This window comes from Pantoea endophytica (assembly GCF_002858935.1).
Lineage (GTDB): Bacteria > Pseudomonadota > Gammaproteobacteria > Enterobacterales > Enterobacteriaceae > Pantoea > Pantoea leporis.
Genome location: NZ_PJRT01000002.1, coordinates 102,294 through 118,998 on the forward strand (window position 1 = coordinate 102,294; position 16,705 = coordinate 118,998).

General features: G+C 57.1%; 15 protein-coding genes. 4 read left to right on the forward strand and 11 right to left on the reverse strand.

Annotated elements, in window-relative coordinates; genetic code table 11:
• Nucleotides 1-81 precede the first annotated feature (81 nt).
• From lolE to lolC, 3 genes are read right to left on the reverse strand one after another with little or no spacing between them, the layout of a single operon-like run.
• Nucleotides 82-1,326 carry a lipoprotein-releasing ABC transporter permease subunit LolE gene (gene lolE / locus PZBJ_RS01170; RefSeq protein ID WP_101760817.1) on the reverse strand — a complete coding sequence of 415 codons (1,245 nt, stop codon included), beginning with the start codon at nucleotides 1,324-1,326 and terminating at the stop codon, nucleotides 82-84.
• Nucleotides 1,326-2,027, reverse strand: a complete 702-nt coding sequence (gene lolD, locus PZBJ_RS01175) for a lipoprotein-releasing ABC transporter ATP-binding protein LolD (protein ID WP_008103026.1) — start codon at nucleotides 2,025-2,027, stop codon at nucleotides 1,326-1,328. The genes lolE and lolD overlap by 1 nt, the downstream gene beginning before the upstream one ends.
• Nucleotides 2,020-3,219 carry a lipoprotein-releasing ABC transporter permease subunit LolC gene (lolC, locus tag PZBJ_RS01180; RefSeq protein WP_101760818.1) on the reverse strand — a complete coding sequence of 400 codons (1,200 nt, stop codon included), beginning with the start codon at nucleotides 3,217-3,219 and terminating at the stop codon, nucleotides 2,020-2,022. Before lolC ends, lolD begins: the two co-directional genes overlap by 8 nt.
• Nucleotides 3,220-3,448: 229 nt before the next feature.
• Here lolC and PZBJ_RS01185 point away from each other — a divergent pair, with 229 nt between their 5' ends.
• Both PZBJ_RS01185 and mfd read left to right on the forward strand, forming a co-directional pair.
• A complete protein-coding gene (locus PZBJ_RS01185) occupies nucleotides 3,449-3,658 on the forward strand; it encodes a hypothetical protein (RefSeq protein ID WP_008103029.1) in 210 nt (69 codons plus the stop codon).
• Nucleotides 3,659-3,762: 104 nt separating this feature from the next.
• Nucleotides 3,763-7,206 carry a transcription-repair coupling factor gene (gene mfd, locus PZBJ_RS01190; protein WP_101760819.1) on the forward strand — a complete coding sequence of 1,148 codons (3,444 nt, stop codon included), beginning with the start codon at nucleotides 3,763-3,765 and terminating at the stop codon, nucleotides 7,204-7,206.
• 180 nt (nucleotides 7,207-7,386) lie between these two features.
• On the opposite strand, the gene PZBJ_RS01195 is transcribed toward mfd, so the two are convergent.
• The 8 genes from PZBJ_RS01195 to hinT form a co-directional block, all read right to left on the reverse strand.
• Nucleotides 7,387-7,929 (reverse strand): glycine zipper 2TM domain-containing protein, encoded by a 543-nt coding sequence (locus PZBJ_RS01195; protein ID WP_007885735.1) that lies wholly within the window; start codon nucleotides 7,927-7,929, stop codon nucleotides 7,387-7,389.
• A gap of 296 nt (nucleotides 7,930-8,225) precedes the next feature.
• A complete protein-coding gene (locus PZBJ_RS01200) occupies nucleotides 8,226-9,530 on the reverse strand; it encodes an NAD(P)/FAD-dependent oxidoreductase (protein WP_085982480.1) in 1,305 nt (434 codons plus the stop codon).
• A 212-nt stretch (nucleotides 9,531-9,742) separates the two neighbouring features.
• The gene (ycfP, locus tag PZBJ_RS01205) at nucleotides 9,743-10,285 is read right to left on the reverse strand and encodes an alpha/beta hydrolase YcfP (protein ID WP_101760820.1); all 543 of its coding nucleotides are present in this window, start codon (nucleotides 10,283-10,285) and stop codon (nucleotides 9,743-9,745) included.
• A 39-nt stretch (nucleotides 10,286-10,324) separates the two neighbouring features.
• On the reverse strand, nucleotides 10,325-11,368 hold the full coding sequence (gene nagZ, locus PZBJ_RS01210; RefSeq protein ID WP_101760821.1) for a beta-N-acetylhexosaminidase: 1,044 nt from the start codon (nucleotides 11,366-11,368) through the stop codon (nucleotides 10,325-10,327).
• A gap of 15 nt (nucleotides 11,369-11,383) precedes the next feature.
• The gene (thiK, locus tag PZBJ_RS01215) at nucleotides 11,384-12,226 is read right to left on the reverse strand and encodes a thiamine kinase (protein WP_420818491.1); all 843 of its coding nucleotides are present in this window, start codon (nucleotides 12,224-12,226) and stop codon (nucleotides 11,384-11,386) included.
• The gene (gene lpoB / locus PZBJ_RS01220; protein WP_101760823.1) at nucleotides 12,186-12,782 is read right to left on the reverse strand and encodes a penicillin-binding protein activator LpoB; all 597 of its coding nucleotides are present in this window, start codon (nucleotides 12,780-12,782) and stop codon (nucleotides 12,186-12,188) included. The genes thiK and lpoB overlap by 41 nt, the downstream gene beginning before the upstream one ends.
• A gap of 10 nt (nucleotides 12,783-12,792) precedes the next feature.
• Nucleotides 12,793-13,158: a YcfL family putative periplasmic lipoprotein gene (locus PZBJ_RS01225; protein WP_101760824.1), complete on the reverse strand. Its 366-nt coding sequence runs from the start codon at nucleotides 13,156-13,158 to the stop codon at nucleotides 12,793-12,795.
• 17 nt (nucleotides 13,159-13,175) lie between these two features.
• Complete coding sequence (gene hinT / locus PZBJ_RS01230; RefSeq protein ID WP_101760825.1) at nucleotides 13,176-13,526, reverse strand: purine nucleoside phosphoramidase; 351 nt, start codon at nucleotides 13,524-13,526, stop codon at nucleotides 13,176-13,178.
• A 355-nt stretch (nucleotides 13,527-13,881) separates the two neighbouring features.
• Here hinT and PZBJ_RS01235 point away from each other — a divergent pair, with 355 nt between their 5' ends.
• A complete protein-coding gene (locus PZBJ_RS01235; RefSeq protein ID WP_101760826.1) occupies nucleotides 13,882-15,486 on the forward strand; it encodes an MFS transporter in 1,605 nt (534 codons plus the stop codon).
• Nucleotides 15,483-16,622 (forward strand): beta-galactosidase BglB, encoded by a 1,140-nt coding sequence (bglB, locus tag PZBJ_RS01240; protein WP_101760827.1) that lies wholly within the window; start codon nucleotides 15,483-15,485, stop codon nucleotides 16,620-16,622. The genes PZBJ_RS01235 and bglB overlap by 4 nt, the downstream gene beginning before the upstream one ends.
• The last annotated feature ends 83 nt before the right edge of the window (nucleotides 16,623-16,705 follow it).

Here is a 16,705-nt window from a genome sequence, read left to right on the forward strand (position 1 = left end):
CGGCGTTTATTGCCGCGCATCGGGGATTTTTCGGGCTACTCTGCCCGATAATAGCAGCCGCACAGCGGCTGCGTTTTATCTTTACTGACCGCTGAGTACGCGGGCCGGATCGATACGGCTGGCGCGTCGTGCCGGATACCAGCTGGCAATCAGGCTCAGGACAATCGCGGTGGCCAGCACCGAAATCACATCAATCCAGTGCAGTTCGGACGGCAGGAAATCGATAAAGTAGATATCGCCCGCCAGCAGCTGATGCCCGGTCAGGTGCTCAAACACGCGCATCACCGGCGTGAGATTGAGCGCTACCAGCACGCCGACCACCACGCCGCTGACGCTGCCGAGCAGGCCCGCCAGCAAGCCGTACCAGATAAAGATGGCGCGGATCAAACCATCTTTGGCCCCCAGCGTGCGCAGTACCGCGATGTCGCTGCTCTTATCTTTCACCGCCATCACCAGCGTCGAGACGATGTTAAAGCAGGCCACGCCAATCACCAGCACCATGGCTAAATACATAATGGCGCGAATCATCTGGATGTCACGGTACATGTAGCCGTAAGTGCCAATCCAGCTCTTGATGTAGACGTAAGAGTGCGTCACTTTACCGGCGTCATGTATCAACTTCTGCGCCTGGAACGGGTCATTCATCTTCAGCGCAATACCGCTGACGCTGTCGCCCATATCCAGATATTTCTGCGCATCGGCCAGCGGCACCAGCGCCAGGCTGTGATCGAGCATGCCGCTCAGTTGCAGCACGCCGCTGACCTGCAGACGAATACGTTTCGGCTGCAGCAGCTTATTCTCGCCATCATTATTGGGGATCATGATGGTGATCCAGTCGCCCTGTTTCACGTTGAGCGATTTAGCGATGCCGCCACCCAGAATGATTTGCTGTTTACCAGCCGCGAACTGCGACCATGCATCTCCGGCCACAAAGCTCGGCAAGGCGCTAAGACGCGCTTCCTGCTGCGGATCGACGCCTTTCACCTGCAGCGCCTGCAGCTTTGCGCCGCTCTCAATCAGCCCGGTGAAGTTGATATAGGGCGCTGCGGCGGCAATGCCGGCCACCTGCTCAATCGGCGCGATCATCGGTTGCCAGTTACGGAACGGCTGATTCACCGGCTCGATTTCACCGTGCGGTACCACCGCCAGAATGCGGTTATTCAGCTCACGCTCAAAGCCGTTCATGGCGCTCAGGCCGATGATCAGCACCGCCACGCCCAGCGCAATGCCGATGGTGGAGATGATGGAGATCAGCGAGACCATGCCACCACGCCGCCGACCGCGGCTAAAACGCAGCCCGAGCAGCAGGGATAATGACGAAGCCATCAGATCACTCCCAGCGTCAGTTGGTCGCTCAGCTCACCGTCGCGCATCTCCATCTGGCGGCTCAGGCGTTTCGCCAGCTGCAGATCGTGCGTCACTACCAGAAAAGCGGTGCCCTGTTTAACGTTCAGCTCGCCGAGCAGTTCAAAAATCGCGTCGGCGTTGCGCGCATCGAGGTTACCGGTAGGTTCATCGGCCATCACCAGCCGCGGACGATTCACCAGCGCGCGGGCAATCGCCACACGCTGACGTTCACCGCCCGACAGTTCAGAAGGCCGATGCGCAGCACGTTTTTCCAGCCCGACCGCCGCCAGCATTTCACGCGCGCGTGATTCCGCTTCCGCTTTGCCAATTTTGCCAATCAGCAGCGGCATCGCCACGTTCTCCAGCGCGCTAAAATCCGGCAGCAGATGGTGGAACTGATAGATAAAGCCCAGCTCACGGTTGCGCAGCTCGGCTTTCGCGGCCGACGACATCGCATTCAGCGATTTACCATCAAAAATCACATCGCCTGACGTCGGCGCATCCAGGCCGCCGAGCAGATGCAGTAAGGTACTTTTACCCGAACCGGAGCTGCCGACAATTGCCGTCAGTTCACCCGGCTGCAGGCTGAAAGCCACATTGCGCAGCACATCGGTCTGCACGCTGCCTTCCTGATAGCGTTTGCACAGGTCACGACACTGCAACAAAGGAGTATTACTCATAACGTAAAGCCTCAGCGGGTTGGACGGCGGCAGCGCGCCACGACGGATAAAGGGTAGAAAGCAGCGCGACGGCCATTGAGACCAGCGCAATGGTGATCACCTGCAACACATTGATGTCGACCGGCAGCGCCGCGCCATCAAGGAACAGACCAATCACCGGCATCAAGTTATTCAGCTGGCTGGCAAGCAGCACGCCAAGCACGGTGCCCAGCAGCGCGCCAATAATGCCCGCGCTGGCGCCCTGCACCATAAACACCGCGACAATCTGGCGGCGGGTTAAACCCAGCGTTTGCAAAATGGCCACTTCGCCCTGCTTCTCCATGATCAGCAGGCCCAGCGAGGTAATGATATTAAAAGCCGCCACCGCGATGATCAGGCTCAGCAGCAGCCCCATCATGTTTTTTTCCATGCGTACCGCCTGGAACAGATCGCCTTTGCGTTCGCGCCAGTCTTTCCACGTCAGGCCCTCCGGCAGTTTCTGCTGGCTGAGCGCATCAACGCTTAACGGCTTATCCAGCCACAAACGCCAGCCGGTGATGTTGCCGAGCGGATAGCGCATCACGCGTGACGCATCCTGCTGATTGACCAGAATTTGATAGCCATCCACTTCGCTGTTGGCGGCATAGGTGCCAGCCACAGTGAAAATACGCTGGCTCGGCAAACGTCCTACCGGCGTGAACTGGCTGACCGATGGCACCATCAGACGCAGCTGATCGCCGCGCTTCACGCCCAGCTGTGCAGCCAGCTGTTCACCGAGGATGACGTTGTACTGGCCCGGCTGCAGCACGCTTTGTTGGGTGTTGACGAGGAATGGCGTCAGCGGATCCTGTTCGTCGGGATTGATGCCGAGCATCACGCCGACCGAGACGTTACGCGCGCTTTGTAGCACCACATCAGCGGTGGTCAGCGGTGCGATGCGCTTAACCCCTTGCAGTTGGAGATTATCGGCGGGCAACGCCTTCGGACTGATGCTGCCTTTTTCGCTGGTGATCAGCGCCTGCGGCATCAGGCCGAGGATATTGCCTTCCAGCTCGCGCTCAAAGCCATTCATCACCGACAACACGGTGACCAGCGCCAGCACGCCGAGCGTGATGCCGATAGTTGAGAGCCAGGAGACGAAGCGACCAAAGCGGTCTGAGGCACGTCCACGCATGTAGCGTAAACCGATGAATAACGCGACTGGTTGATACATGAGATCCGTCTTGGCAGTTGCCTGAAAATAAGTAGTGGGATGATAAAGGAGGCGTCCCCTTTATGAAACCTCTAACCCTCTGAGTCTGCGGCAAAGTTGTGTCAAAAACCGTCCCAGCCAACGCTTATGCATAAAATTGCGACAAATTAATGATGTTATTTGTACGTTTATTCGTCATTGGCTGGCGTAGACTTAAAGGTGAATTACCGTAGGCGACGAGGAGTACACCATGTTCAAGTTCCCCAAAAGCAGCATTGTTAAGCATAAATCGGGTGAAATTAAAGGCGAGATCGTCAACGTTTTTGAACAGGGAGATGCGCCAACCGGCTATTACGTGAAGTGGGACGACGGCAACCACAGCTACCATCTGGAGAAAGAGTTGTCCTGGGCCAATGTTGATCGTCCACGTATGCACTACACACAGCAATCGAGTAAGTAGCTCAACCGGCAAAAGTGTGAGAAATCGCACTACGACAGATGATCCTCAGGGCGGATTATGGAATGATGACGCCCTGTAATCCAAGGAGAGAATGTCGAGATCCCATGTCGGAACAGAGTCGTTATACCCTGCCAGTCAAAGCCGGCGACCATCGCCAGCTCGGCCAGCTCGTCGGCGCCGCACAAGCGCTTGAGTGCGCCAGCATCACCGAACGCCACAGCGGTCCGGTGTTGATGATTACCCCGGATATGCAATCTGCCCTGCGTCTGCAGGAGGAGATTCGCCAGTTCACCGATCTGCCGGTCACCCATCTCGCTGACTGGGAAACGCTGCCCTACGACAGCTTCTCGCCGCATCAGGACATCATCTCAGCTCGCCTCTCCACGCTGTATCAACTGCCCAACTTAACGCGCGGTATGCTGATTATGCCGGTCAACACGCTGATGCAGCGCGTATGTCCGCACAGCTTCCTGCACGGCCATGCGCTGGTGATGCAGCAAGGGCAAAAGCTGTCGCGCGATGCGCTGCGCGATCAGCTGGAGCAGGCCGGTTATCGCCACGTCGATCAGGTGATGGAGCACGGTGAATACGCCACGCGCGGTGCGCTGCTCGATCTGTTCCCGATGGGCAGCGACCAACCTTATCGCATCGACTTCTTTGACGATGAGATCGACAGCCTGCGCCTGTTTGATGTCGATACGCAGCGCACGCTGGAGGCAGTCAACGCCATCAACCTGTTGCCGGCGCATGAATTCCCCACGGATAAAGCCGCCATCGAGCTGTTCCGCAGCCGCTGGCGCGAAACCTTTGACGTACGGCGCGAGCCGGAGCATGTCTATCAGCAGGTGAGCAAAGGCACGCTGCCCGCCGGTATCGAATACTGGCAGCCGCTGTTCTTTGAGCAGGCGTTGCCGACGCTGTTCAGCTATCTGCCCGCCAATACGCTGCTGCTCAATAGCGGCGATTTGCTGGCCAGCGCCGAGCGCTTCTGGCTTGACGCCAACGCGCGCTTTGAGAATCGCCGTATCGATCCGATGCGCCCGCTGCTGGAGCCGGTCACGCTGTGGCTGCGTCCCGACACGCTGATGAGCGAACTGAAAGCCTGGCCGCGCATGCAGTTAAGCAGCGAGACGCTGCCGGAAAAAGCAGCGAATACCAATCTCGGTTATCAGCCGCTGCCGGAATTGACGGTGCAGGCGCAGGCCAAAGCGCCACTCGATCTGCTGCGTCAGTTCCTTGAACAATTCAGCGGTCAGGTGATTTTCTCGGTTGAGAGTGAAGGCCGGCGTGAAAGCCTGCAAGAACTGTTGGCGCGCATTAAACTGCGTCCACAGGCTATCGATCACTTTGATCAGGCCGCCAATCAGCCGCTTAGCCTGATGATTGGCGCCAGCGAGCGCGGCTTTATCGATACGCAACGCCAGCTGGCGTTGATTTGCGAAAGCGATCTGCTTGGCGAGCGCGTCAGTCGTCGTCGCCAGGATAATCGCCGCACCATCAATCCTGATGTGCTGATCCGCAACCTCGCCGAGCTGCATCCTGGCCAGCCGGTGGTGCATCTGGAGCACGGCGTTGGGCGTTATATCGGCCTGACCACGCTGGAAGCCGGCGGCATCGTCGCTGAATATCTGATGCTCTCCTATGCGGGCGACGCCAAGCTGTACGTGCCGGTTTCATCACTGCATCTGATTAGCCGCTATGCCGGTGGCGCGGATGAAAACGCGCCGCTGCATAAACTTGGCAGCGATGCCTGGTCACGCGCGCGGCAGAAAGCTGCTGAGAAAGTGCGCGACGTGGCGGCAGAGCTGCTGGATATTTACGCTCAGCGCGCAGCCAAAACCGGCTTTGCCTTTAAGCACGATCGCGATCAGTATCAGCTGTTCTGCGAAGGCTTCCCGTTTGAAACCACGCCGGATCAAGGCCAGGCGATCAACGCGGTGCTGAGCGACATGTGTCAGCCGCTGGCGATGGATCGTCTGGTGTGTGGCGACGTCGGCTTTGGTAAAACCGAAGTGGCGATGCGCGCTGCGTTTCTGGCGGTTGAGAACGCCAAACAGGTCGCGGTGCTGGTGCCCACCACGCTGCTGGCGCAGCAGCATTACGACAACTTTCGCGATCGTTTCGCTAACTGGCCGGTGCGCATTGAGATGCTGTCGCGCTTCCGCACCGCCAAAGAACAGAGTCAGGTGCTGGAACAGGCGCGCGAGGGCAAAGTCGATATTCTGATTGGCACCCATAAGCTGCTGTCGAGCGACCTGAAGTGGCACGATCTCGGCCTGCTAATTGTCGATGAAGAGCACCGCTTTGGCGTGCGTCATAAAGAGCGGATCAAGGCGATGCGCGCCGATGTCGATATCCTGACGCTCACCGCCACGCCGATTCCGCGCACCCTGAATATGGCGATGAGCGGCATGCGCGATCTGTCGATTATTGCCACGCCACCGGCACGACGCATGGCGGTGAAAACCTTTGTGCGTGAGTACGACAGCCTGGTGGTGCGCGAGGCAATCCTGCGTGAAGTGCTGCGCGGCGGCCAGGTTTACTATCTCTACAATGACGTGGAAAACATCGAGAAAGCGGCGCAGCGATTGGCCGATCTGGTGCCGGAAGCGCGCATTGCCATTGGTCACGGTCAGATGCGCGAACGCGATCTGGAGCGGGTGATGAATGATTTCCACCATCAGCGCTTTAACGTGCTGGTGTGTACCACCATCATCGAAACCGGTATCGACGTACCCAGCGCCAACACCATTATCATCGAACGCGCCGACCACTTTGGTCTGGCGCAGCTGCATCAGCTGCGTGGCCGCGTGGGACGTTCGCACCATCAGGCCTATGCGTGGCTGCTGACGCCGCATCCAAAAGCGATGACCACTGATGCGCAAAAACGTCTGGAAGCTATCGCGTCGTTGGAAGATCTTGGCGCCGGTTTTGCGCTGGCAACCCACGATCTGGAGATTCGCGGCGCGGGTGAGCTGCTCGGCGAAGATCAGAGCGGCCAGATGGAAACCATCGGCTTCACGCTGTATATGGAACTGCTGGAGAACGCGGTCGATGCGCTGAAGGCGGGCCGCGAGCCGTCGCTGGAAGATCTCACCAGCAATCAAACCGAAATTGAACTGCGTATGCCTGCCCTGCTGCCAGATGATTTTATCCCGGATGTGAATACTCGCTTGTCGCTCTACAAGCGCGTGGCCAGCGCCGCCGATGAGCAGGATTTGGCGGAACTGAAGGTGGAGATGATTGACCGCTTCGGCAAGCTGCCGGATGCAGCGCGTAATCTGCTGGATGTTGCCGGGCTGCGTTTAGTGGCACGCGAGTTGGGGATTCGTAAGATTGAAGCCAGCGACAAAGGCGGATTCTTCGAGTTTGCGCCGCAGAATCGGGTTAATCCGGGCTGGCTGATTGGCCTGCTGCAGAAAGATCCTCAGCAATGGAAGCTGGATGGCCCAACGCGATTGAAGTTCACCCGCGATATGGCGGACCGGAAAATACGTATGGAGTGGGTGCAGGGATTTGTCAGCGAGCTGGCGAAAAACCGGGTTTAGTGGATATCCGCACGGAATCGTAGCGGCGCGATTCATCGCGCGCCTTTGACTCCGTGCGCCATTGATGATGCGCAACAAATTGCGCCGCTACGAATCCATGCGCGTTGAGGATCTCACACATAAAAAAAGCGCCTTGCGGCGCTTTTTTCGTTACTGCTGCTGTGATGCATCTTTGCCCAATTAAGCCTGATTTGAATTCAGGATCAGCTGACCATTACGGTCGAGCGGAATGCGGGTACCAGGGTCGTTTTCCATGCGGATTTTGCCCTGCTGGTCGCCTATTTTATAGGTCACGTCATAACCCAGCATTTTTTCCTGTTTGTCATATACCGTTTTGCAACGCTGCTCGTTGGTGGTGTACGTGTCGCGATCCTGCAGCGCACCCTGCACCTGATTACCACCGTAACCGCCAGCTAACGCGCCCGCTACCGTAGCCACATCGCGTCCGCGTCCGCCACCAAACTGATGGCCCAACACGCCGCCGGCTACCGCGCCCAGCACCGAACCGGCAATGCGATTCTCATCCTGGACCGCACGACGATGGGTCAGCGTCACATTGCGACACTCCTGTCGCGGCTGCTTGATGCTCTCTTTAATCGGCGTCGCCGACAGAACTTGTGCAAACTGCGGGCCGCGATCGAAAACATCCATGCTGGCGACTGCGGCAACACCTAACGCTGCTGCCACGCCGATACCGATACCCGCTAACATTGATTTATTCACAGGAATATCCTCCTGAAGGTTGTTACCGCGCATTCCTGCCGCTACCCAATCCTGGGTAACCGAGGCATAACCGGCGTGCGCGCCGCGCCGTGTTTGTTGGTGATAAGTTTTACAGATGGACCGTAATTGCAACATCAGATTAATGGAGGAAACGCAGCGGAAACCCATCAGGGCCAGCTTTTAGGAGAGTTCTGAGAGCGGGTGAAATAGTGCCGTAACCTTAAGCTGAAAGTGCAGTTTTCAGCGGGTTACGGCAGCTGGTGTGGCGTAGGGCGGCATTCACCGTCCGAAAATTATTAGTGCAGCTTGAGGCGCGGACGCAGGACGCGGTTAAGACTGCCGACCAGCATCATAAGACCGGTCTTGAAGTATCCGTGGAGCGCAATCTGGTGCATACGATATAGAGAGATGTAGACAAAACGCGCAATGCGCCCTTCCACCATCATCGATCCGCGCATCAGGTTACCCATCAAACTGCCGACGGTGCTGAAGCGCGATAGCGACACCAGCGAACCGTGATCTTTATAAACATAGGCTTTCAACGGTTTGTCTTTACGCTGTGCAAGGATGTTCTCCAGCGCGCGCGACGCCATTTGATGCGCTGACTGCGCGCGCGGCGGTACAAATCCGCCCCCCGGCAGCGCACAGGAGGCGCAATCACCAATGGCGTAGATGTCGTCATCCAGCGTGGTTTGCAGCGTCTCTTTTACCACCAGCTGATTAATGCGGTTGGTTTCCAGACCGCCAATCTCTTTCAGGAAGTCTGGCGCCTTGATACCGGCCGCCCACACCATCAGATCGGCATCAATGAATTCGCCGCCTTTGGTATTCAAGCCATTTTCGGTGGCGCTGGTGACCATGGTTTGCGTCAACACGCGTACGCCAAGTTTGGTCAGCTCCTGATGCGCCGCCGCCGAGATACGCGGTGGCAGCGCCGGCAGAATGCGTTCACCGGCTTCCACCAGCGTGACGTTCAGCGAGCTGCTATCCAGACCTTTGTAGCCGTAGCTGTGCAGCTGTTTCACCGCGTTATACAGCTCTGCAGAGAGTTCCACGCCGGTGGCGCCGCCGCCGACAATGGCGATGTTGACTTTTTCCAGGCTGCCTTCGCTTGCCGAGAAACGCAGGAACAGGTTGAGCATTTCGTTGTGGAAACGACGCGCCTGATGCGGGTTGTCGAGAAAGATGCAGTGATCTTTTACGCCCGGCGTGCCGAAGTCATTTGAGGTGCTGCCAAGCGCAATGACCAGGCGGTCGTAGGCCAGCTCACGCTGCGGCACTAACAGTGCGCCTTCCGCATCGCGGATTTCGGCCAGCTCAAGGGTTTTGTTTTCACGATTGATTTGCGTCAGCGATCCCAGCTGGAACTGGAAGCCGTGATTACGCGCGTGCGCCAGATAGCTCAGCGCATCAATCCCTTCGTCCATGGAACCGGTTGCCACTTCATGCAGCAGCGGTTTCCACAGATGACTGTGGTTACGATCGACCAGGATGATCTCGGCTTTCTTCTTGCGTCCCAGCTTGTGACCGAGCTGCGTTGCCAGCTCTAAGCCGCCAGCACCACCGCCGATGATAACGATTTTTTCCATAGATGTAGTCAACAAAGACCCCCTCAAAGTTGTAAACCAATAGTTAATTAATGGTTAATAAAAACCTTAATAAACATAGGGTTGGCGACGTTAAATCGCGAGCTGAGGGCAGAATATCACGGCGTCAGAGACATCACATAAGAAAATTGATGTACATCAATCTTTCAGCTGCATTATCAGAATGTTACACATTTTATGCGCCGCATCACACGGCGCGCGGACGGTCAGGCGAGGAGTTTGAAGGATTTGATGCGCTGCAAATGCGGCGCGATGTTCTTGAATTTGTGGCTGGCTGCGTCATCCCAGATGATTTCATAGAACGGCTGCAGGTACGTCGCGCTGCGCTGATTATCCAGCGCTTCGTCCTGACGAGACAAAATCGCCAGACACTTTTCGCGGTTCTTTTCCCGGAAATCGTTGACGCACTTGGTAGCAATATCGAGATACTCTTCCGGGCGATCGATTTTGCCTTCCATGTTCTCAAACGGGAACAGATTTGGATTGAAGATCACCTGACGCATGCCGCACAGGAAGCCAATGCGTTCGGCCCAATAACCGCCCAGCCCAACCCCGCAAATCAGCGGATGCGCATCGTCGCCCTGTTGCAGCAGCTTGTCGCACTCTTTCAGCAGAAACTGCATGTCGTGTTTGGGATGGCGGGTGCTGTAGCTGACTAATCTGACGTCCGGGTCAATAAACTGCAGCTGCAGCACCTTTTCATGGTTGCCCGGACTGTTGGAATCAAAACCGTGCAGATAGATGATCATGATTATCCTCAGCGTGGAGTGAAATCCGGGCAGCGATGCTTATCTGCCCGAGGCTTTGTGCGCCAGCCAGCGCTCTTGCAACGCGCTTAACTGACGCTGATTTTGCCGCCAGCGCTCGCTTGCCAGCAGGCTTTGACGGGTAAAACGCCCTTGATGGTATAACTGCGTCACGCGCTCTGCCCCGATCGGCGTCAAGTTATCCAGCACGCTCACCGCGCCCGCGCGTTGATTGCACATCAGGATCATATCGCAACCGGCATTCAGCGACTGCTGCGCGCGTTCGGCGTAGCTGCCCATCACCGCGGCACCTTCCATCGACAGATCGTCGGAGAAAATCACGCCGTTAAAGCTGAGCTCCTGGCGCAATACGGTTTGCAGCCAATACGGCGAACCGCTGGCAGGCAACGGATCTACCTCAGTATAGATAACGTGCGCCGGCATCACCGCATCAAGAAGCTGCTCGTCGATCAACTGCTTAAAGATCGCCATGTCATGCTGACGCAGCGTGGCGGCATCGCGGTTGTCGCGCGGCGTCTCTTTATGCGAATCGGCACTGACCGCACCGTGACCGGGGAAGTGTTTGCCGGTAGTTTTCATGCCGGCTTCATGCATGCCGTTGATAAAACGTCGCGCGACCTGTAGGGCGATGGCCGGATCTTCATGGAATGAACGATCGCCGATCGCCGCGCTGATGTGGCCAATATCGAGCACCGGCGCGAAACTGATGTCGATGTCCATGGCGATCATTTCCGACGCCATCTGCCAGCCCGCCTGCTGCGCCAGTTCACCCGCGCTATTGAGATCGTGCAGCGCGGCGAAGGATTGCATCGCCGGCAGCTGCGTGAAGCCGTCGCGGAAACGCTGCACGCGACCGCCTTCCTGATCCACCGCCACCACCAGACGATTGCGTGAAGCCGCGCGAATCTGGCGCACCAGCTCTGCTAACTGCTCAACGTCGTGGAAGTTGCGGGCAAACAGAATCAGCCCGCCCACCAGCGGATGCTGCAGAATTTCGCGTTCTTCGGCGTCCAGCTCATAGCTTTCGACGTCAAGCATCAGCGGTCCGGGTGTGTTCATGGTCATGATTAAAATCCTGGGTTAAAGGTCGTGCCAGCTGGCCTGCGCCAGCTGCAGTAAGGTGTCATCCTGGCTCTGCTCGGCACGCAGCTGATACCAGCTGGCCATCAACAGCTGCAGCCACGGTTGCCAGCGCTGCATCTGGCATGCCAGTGCTGGCTCATCCAGTTGCGCGCGCGCGGCGTAATCAGCAATCCACGCGGAACGCGTATCGCCATCAACCGCACACACCGCCGCCAGCTCCAGCGCCACGTCACCGTCGGCGGCATATTCCCAGTCGATCAGGCGTAAACCTTCCGGCGTGGCAATCAGGTTGCCGGCGTGGACATCCATATGCAGCGGCGCCAGGCGCAGCGGCTGCGGTTCGCCCTGTTGTAATAAGCGTTGCAGACGACGCTGCCAGCGCCAGTGACGCTGCCGGCAAAGCTGCCAATAGCGCTGTAGCAGCGGCGCTAAGCGTAAACGGTAGCCGGTGAGCGGCTGTTGGTGCAGACGCTGCAGCAGCGCCACAATCGCCTGCCGCTGCGCGTTAAACTGCGCGGAAGTGAGCACCTCGCCCGGCATCCAGCTTTGCAGCAGCCAGGGATGGCGCCACGCCAGCGGCTGCGGCCCCAGCTGTGCATGCCGCAGTTGCTGCAGAATGCGGTATTCGCGCTGGCGATCGACAAACGGGATCGGCTGCGACGGCGCACGTCTCGCCAGCAATTCGCCCTGCGGCATCTGCACGCGCACGCTTTGCCCGCTCAGTCCCGGCAGCGCGAAAAAATGACCGGCAGCTTGCGCCGTCGGCCATTGTTGCTGAAGCAGGTTTTGCAGCTGTGGATCAGGGTTGAGCAACACCGTTTCCTGACCAGATGATTTCACCGGTTTGTACCAGCATCAGCTGCATTTGCAGCGTCGGTGATTTCACATCGCCCTGCGCATTGCTGTAGAGCACATACTGCGCGTTAACGTTGCGCGCCAGGCCAATCGCTTTACTGCGCGAGTTGAGGCTGTCATCCGGCGACAAGCCCAGCGTTTGCTTGGCCTGCGCCAGCTGTTCTGGGGTGATCAGCGTGAACTTGCCGTTGTTGGCCAGCGCATTTTGAATCGCGTCGGTGGCTTTGTCGGTTTGCAGCGCGCCATTAGTACTGTTCTTGATGCGATCCACCAGCAGCACGCTGCCCGGATTCACGCCTGAAGATTGCACCATCTTGCCGACCAACGGCTGGACGCTGGCATCCCAGTTAATGGTTTTCAGCTTTGGTGGCTGCGGCACGGTTTGCGGCGGCGGCACTGGCTGCGGCGTGGGTTCAACCGGCTGAGTGGGCGTAGTCGGCTGCGTGGGTTCTACCGGTGCCGGCGTCTGTTGTTGCACCACACAACCGGTGAGCATTAGCGCAAATAACAACGCGCCCGAACGTTTTACACTGCGAATCACAGCTTACTCCTCAAAGATAAAGATAGAGACGCACCTTACTGGCGGTCGGATTGCCCATTTGTGAGGCCACTTCTACGCTGCCGTGCGCCGGAACGATTTGGCTTTGCGCCGGCTCTTCCGGCGTGATTTCCAATCCTTTGTCGTCGTACCAATAGAAACGATAGTGCACTTTCACTGGCGTTTCACGCTGGTTGTACAACACGCTCATGGCACGCTGCTGACCATCTTGTTCGGTCAACTTCGGATCATCGGTAATAATGCCCGCGGATAATACCGCCGATTCCATCACCAGCGACTGCGAGGTATTAATCATCGGCTTATCGCTGCTGCAACCTGCAAGGGTCAGCAACAGCAAGCCACTCAGCCATTGACGCATCACGTTGTCCGCCTGAGTTAGCTGGCCAGCATCGGGCCCAGCGGCTGACCGCCAACCAAATGCATATGGATGTGGTAAACCTCCTGACCGCCATGGCTGTTGCAGTTGATGATCAGACGATAGCCATCTTCGGCAATGCCTTCATCACGGGCAATTTTGGCGGCCACGGTGATCATCCGGCCCAGCGCCTGCTCGTGTGCGGGCTGCGCATCGTTGGCGGTGGGAATCAATACGTTAGGGATGATCAAGATATGGGTAGGCGCTTTCGGCGCGATATCACGGAAGGCGGTGACCAGTTCGTCCTGATAAACCACGTCGGCGGGGATCTCGCGACGGATGATTTTACTGAAAATGGTTTCTTCAGCCATGGTGCATTTCCTTAAGCCTGAGTTCAGTCAGGCAGTATGCGTGAGAAATTCCATTTCTTTCAACCTCAGGACCACAATTCCTGCATTAAATGGCTGCCTTTAAGCCGATTTAACCCTTCGCCACGCATGTGCTGCAGCTCGCATTTCTAACCTCTCATTAACCACAAAAATGAAACGCTGTTTTATAAATTAGAGATATCACGCCTTTTTCTTTGTGATTTTGCCACTCACCTGCAGGTCATTGCGAAATCACGAAGGTTTGCCAGCTTAAGCCGCTCTACTTTCAATCCAATCCGCGCAAATTGTACGGAGTGATGAGGGATGTGTTTACTGACTAATTCAAGGAGAACCTGCCATGCGCTCTCGTAAGATTGGCCTGGGCCATTATCTGGCCTATGGGGCCGGGGATTTCCTCGGTGCAGGCACCACGGCGTTAACCGCCGCCTGGCTGCTCTACTTTTACACCACCTTTTGTGGGCTCTCGCCGATTCAGGCGACCTTCATTTTCGCCGCCGCCCGCGTACTGGATGCGGTGGTGAGCCCGCTGATGGGTTTCCTGACCGATAACTTCGGTTCGACCTGGCTCGGCAAGCGCTTTGGCCGCCGCAAATTTTTTATCCTGCTCGGTATTCCGTGCGTGTTCAGCTACAGCCTGATGTGGGTTGGCGACATGAGTTTTTGGTGGTATCTGCTGACTTATCTGCTGTTCGATATGGTCTACACCATGATTCTGGTGCCTTACGAAACGCTGGTGCCGGAGATGACCGACGATTTCAAACAGAAAACCCGCTTCTCTGGCGCGCGTATTGGCCTGGCGCAGCTGTCGGCCATTCTGGCAGCGTTCCTGCCAGGCATACTGATTGGCTGGTTTGGCAAAGAGAATCCGATCTCCTTCTTCTACGCCAGCCTGGTGTTCTCCGTGATTTGTGCGCTGGTGTTAACGTTGGTGTGGCTGTTTACCTGGGAACGCGATCCCGACGATTTCTCTGCCGAATCGCGCCGCGCCGAGCAGGAAAAATCACAGCTGACCTTGCTACAGAGCCTGAAGCGCCTCTACACCGAGCTGGCCTCAACGCTGCGCATTCGTATTTTCCGTCAGCATCTGGGCATGTATCTCGGCGGCTATATCGCGCAGGACGTGTTTAACGCGGTGTTCACCTGGTATGTGGTGTTTGTGCTGATGCAAAGCGCGCAGATCGCCTCCAACCTGATGGGCACCATGGCGGTGATGCAGTTTATTGCGGTGATGGCGATGATTCCGCTGTGTATCCGCCTTGGGCCTGCGCCCGCATACCGTATGGTGGTGGTGCTGTTTGGGCTTAGCGCCCTCTCCTACGCCGGATTGTGGTACACCGGCATGAACGACAACTTCGCTCTGCTGGTACTGATTTCCGGTCTTGCCGGTCTTGGTCGCGGCGGCATCAACTATGTGCCGTGGAATACTTACACCTATATCGCTGACGTCGATGAAGTGATTACCGGCCAACGTCGCGAAGGCATTTTTGCCGGCATCATGACGCTGACGCGCAAAGCCTCGCAAGCAGGTGCGGTGATGTTCGTCGGTATCGTGTTGCAGCTGGCGGGCTTCTCTTCCGGCCAGGCCACGCAGGTGCCGGCTGTCGGCCATACCATTCTGGCGATCCTCAGCGTGGGCACGCTCTGTGTGCTGGCCTGCGGCTTCATTATTTCACTGCGCTTTAAACTCAATCTGCAAACCCACACCGTGCTGCGCGAAGAGACGTTGAAAATGCGCGAAGCCGGACGCGTGGTGCCAGAGCGTATTTCGCCACAGGCGCGTGAAGTGGTCGAAATGCTGGCGGGCATGCCGTATGAAAATCTGTGGGGCAATAACAACGTCGGGTATCTCAACCGTCATAAGCCTGCCGCACCGCCGCTGCCGACGCAGCCACGATCTTTACCTTCTCTCTCTACCCTGATTAACGATAGGAATGAACCATGACTGTATTTCCTGTAAAGCACAGCGCGTTACTGCGCCAGCCTGAATATCTGTTGCCACGTACTGAGCTGGTGCAGTTGATTCAGCGGCTAACCCATAATCTGGTGAATATTACCGATCACAGCGGCGAGTTTTTGCTGCGCCTCGATGATGGCCGCGTGATCGATACCAAAGGCTGGGCCGGTTGGGAGTGGACGCACGGCATCGGCCTGTACGGCATGCTGCACTATTATCAGCAAACCGGCGATCAAGCGACGCTGAAGATTATCGATGACTGGTTCAGCACGCGGCTGGCGGAAGGTACGCCAACCAAGAACGTCAATACCGTCTGCCCGTTCCTGACGCTGGCGTATCGCTATGAAGAGACGCGCAATGCCGCATGGCGACCGGTGCTGGAGCGCTGGGCTGAATGGGTGATGTATGAGATGCCACGCACCGAGCAAGGCGGCTTGCAGCACATCGTCTACAACAATGAAAACACCCAGCAGCTGTGGGATGACACCTTAATGATGAGCGTGATGGCGCTGGCGAAGATTGGCCAGCTGCTGGATCGTCCTGAGTTTGTCGAAGAAGCCAGTTATCAGTTCCTGATTCATACCCAATACTTAATGGATCGCCAAACCGGTTTGTGGTTCCACGGCTGGACGTTTGAGGGACGGCACAACTTTGCCAATGCACGTTGGGCGCGCGGCAACAGCTGGTTGACTATCGTCATTCCTGATTTCCTCGAGATGATGAACTGGCCGGAACAGCATGCCACGCGCCGTTTCCTGCAACAGGTGCTGGAAAGCCAGGTGAAGGCGCTGAGCGCCTGTCAGCACAGCAGCGGTTTGTGGCACACCTTGCTCGACGATCCCAACAGCTACCCGGAAGCCTCCGCCACCGCCGGTTTCGCCTATGGCATTCTTAAAGCGGTGCGCAAACATTATCTTTCGCCCGAATATTTGCCGCTGGCGGAGAAAGCGTTGCGCGGCGTGATCGGCAATATCGATGAGGATGGGGAATTGAAGCAGGTGTCGTTCGGCACAGCGATGGGCAGCGATCTGGCGTACTACCGCCAGATACCGCTCACCTCGATGCCGTATGGTCAGGCCATGGCGCTGCTGTGTTTGACGGAGTATTTGCGGGTTTATCTGTAAATAAAAAAATGCCCTCATTTGAGGGCATTTTTACGCACAGTAAGTAATGTGCGTTGAAGCGGCGGCAGAGGAGTAAAGCGTCC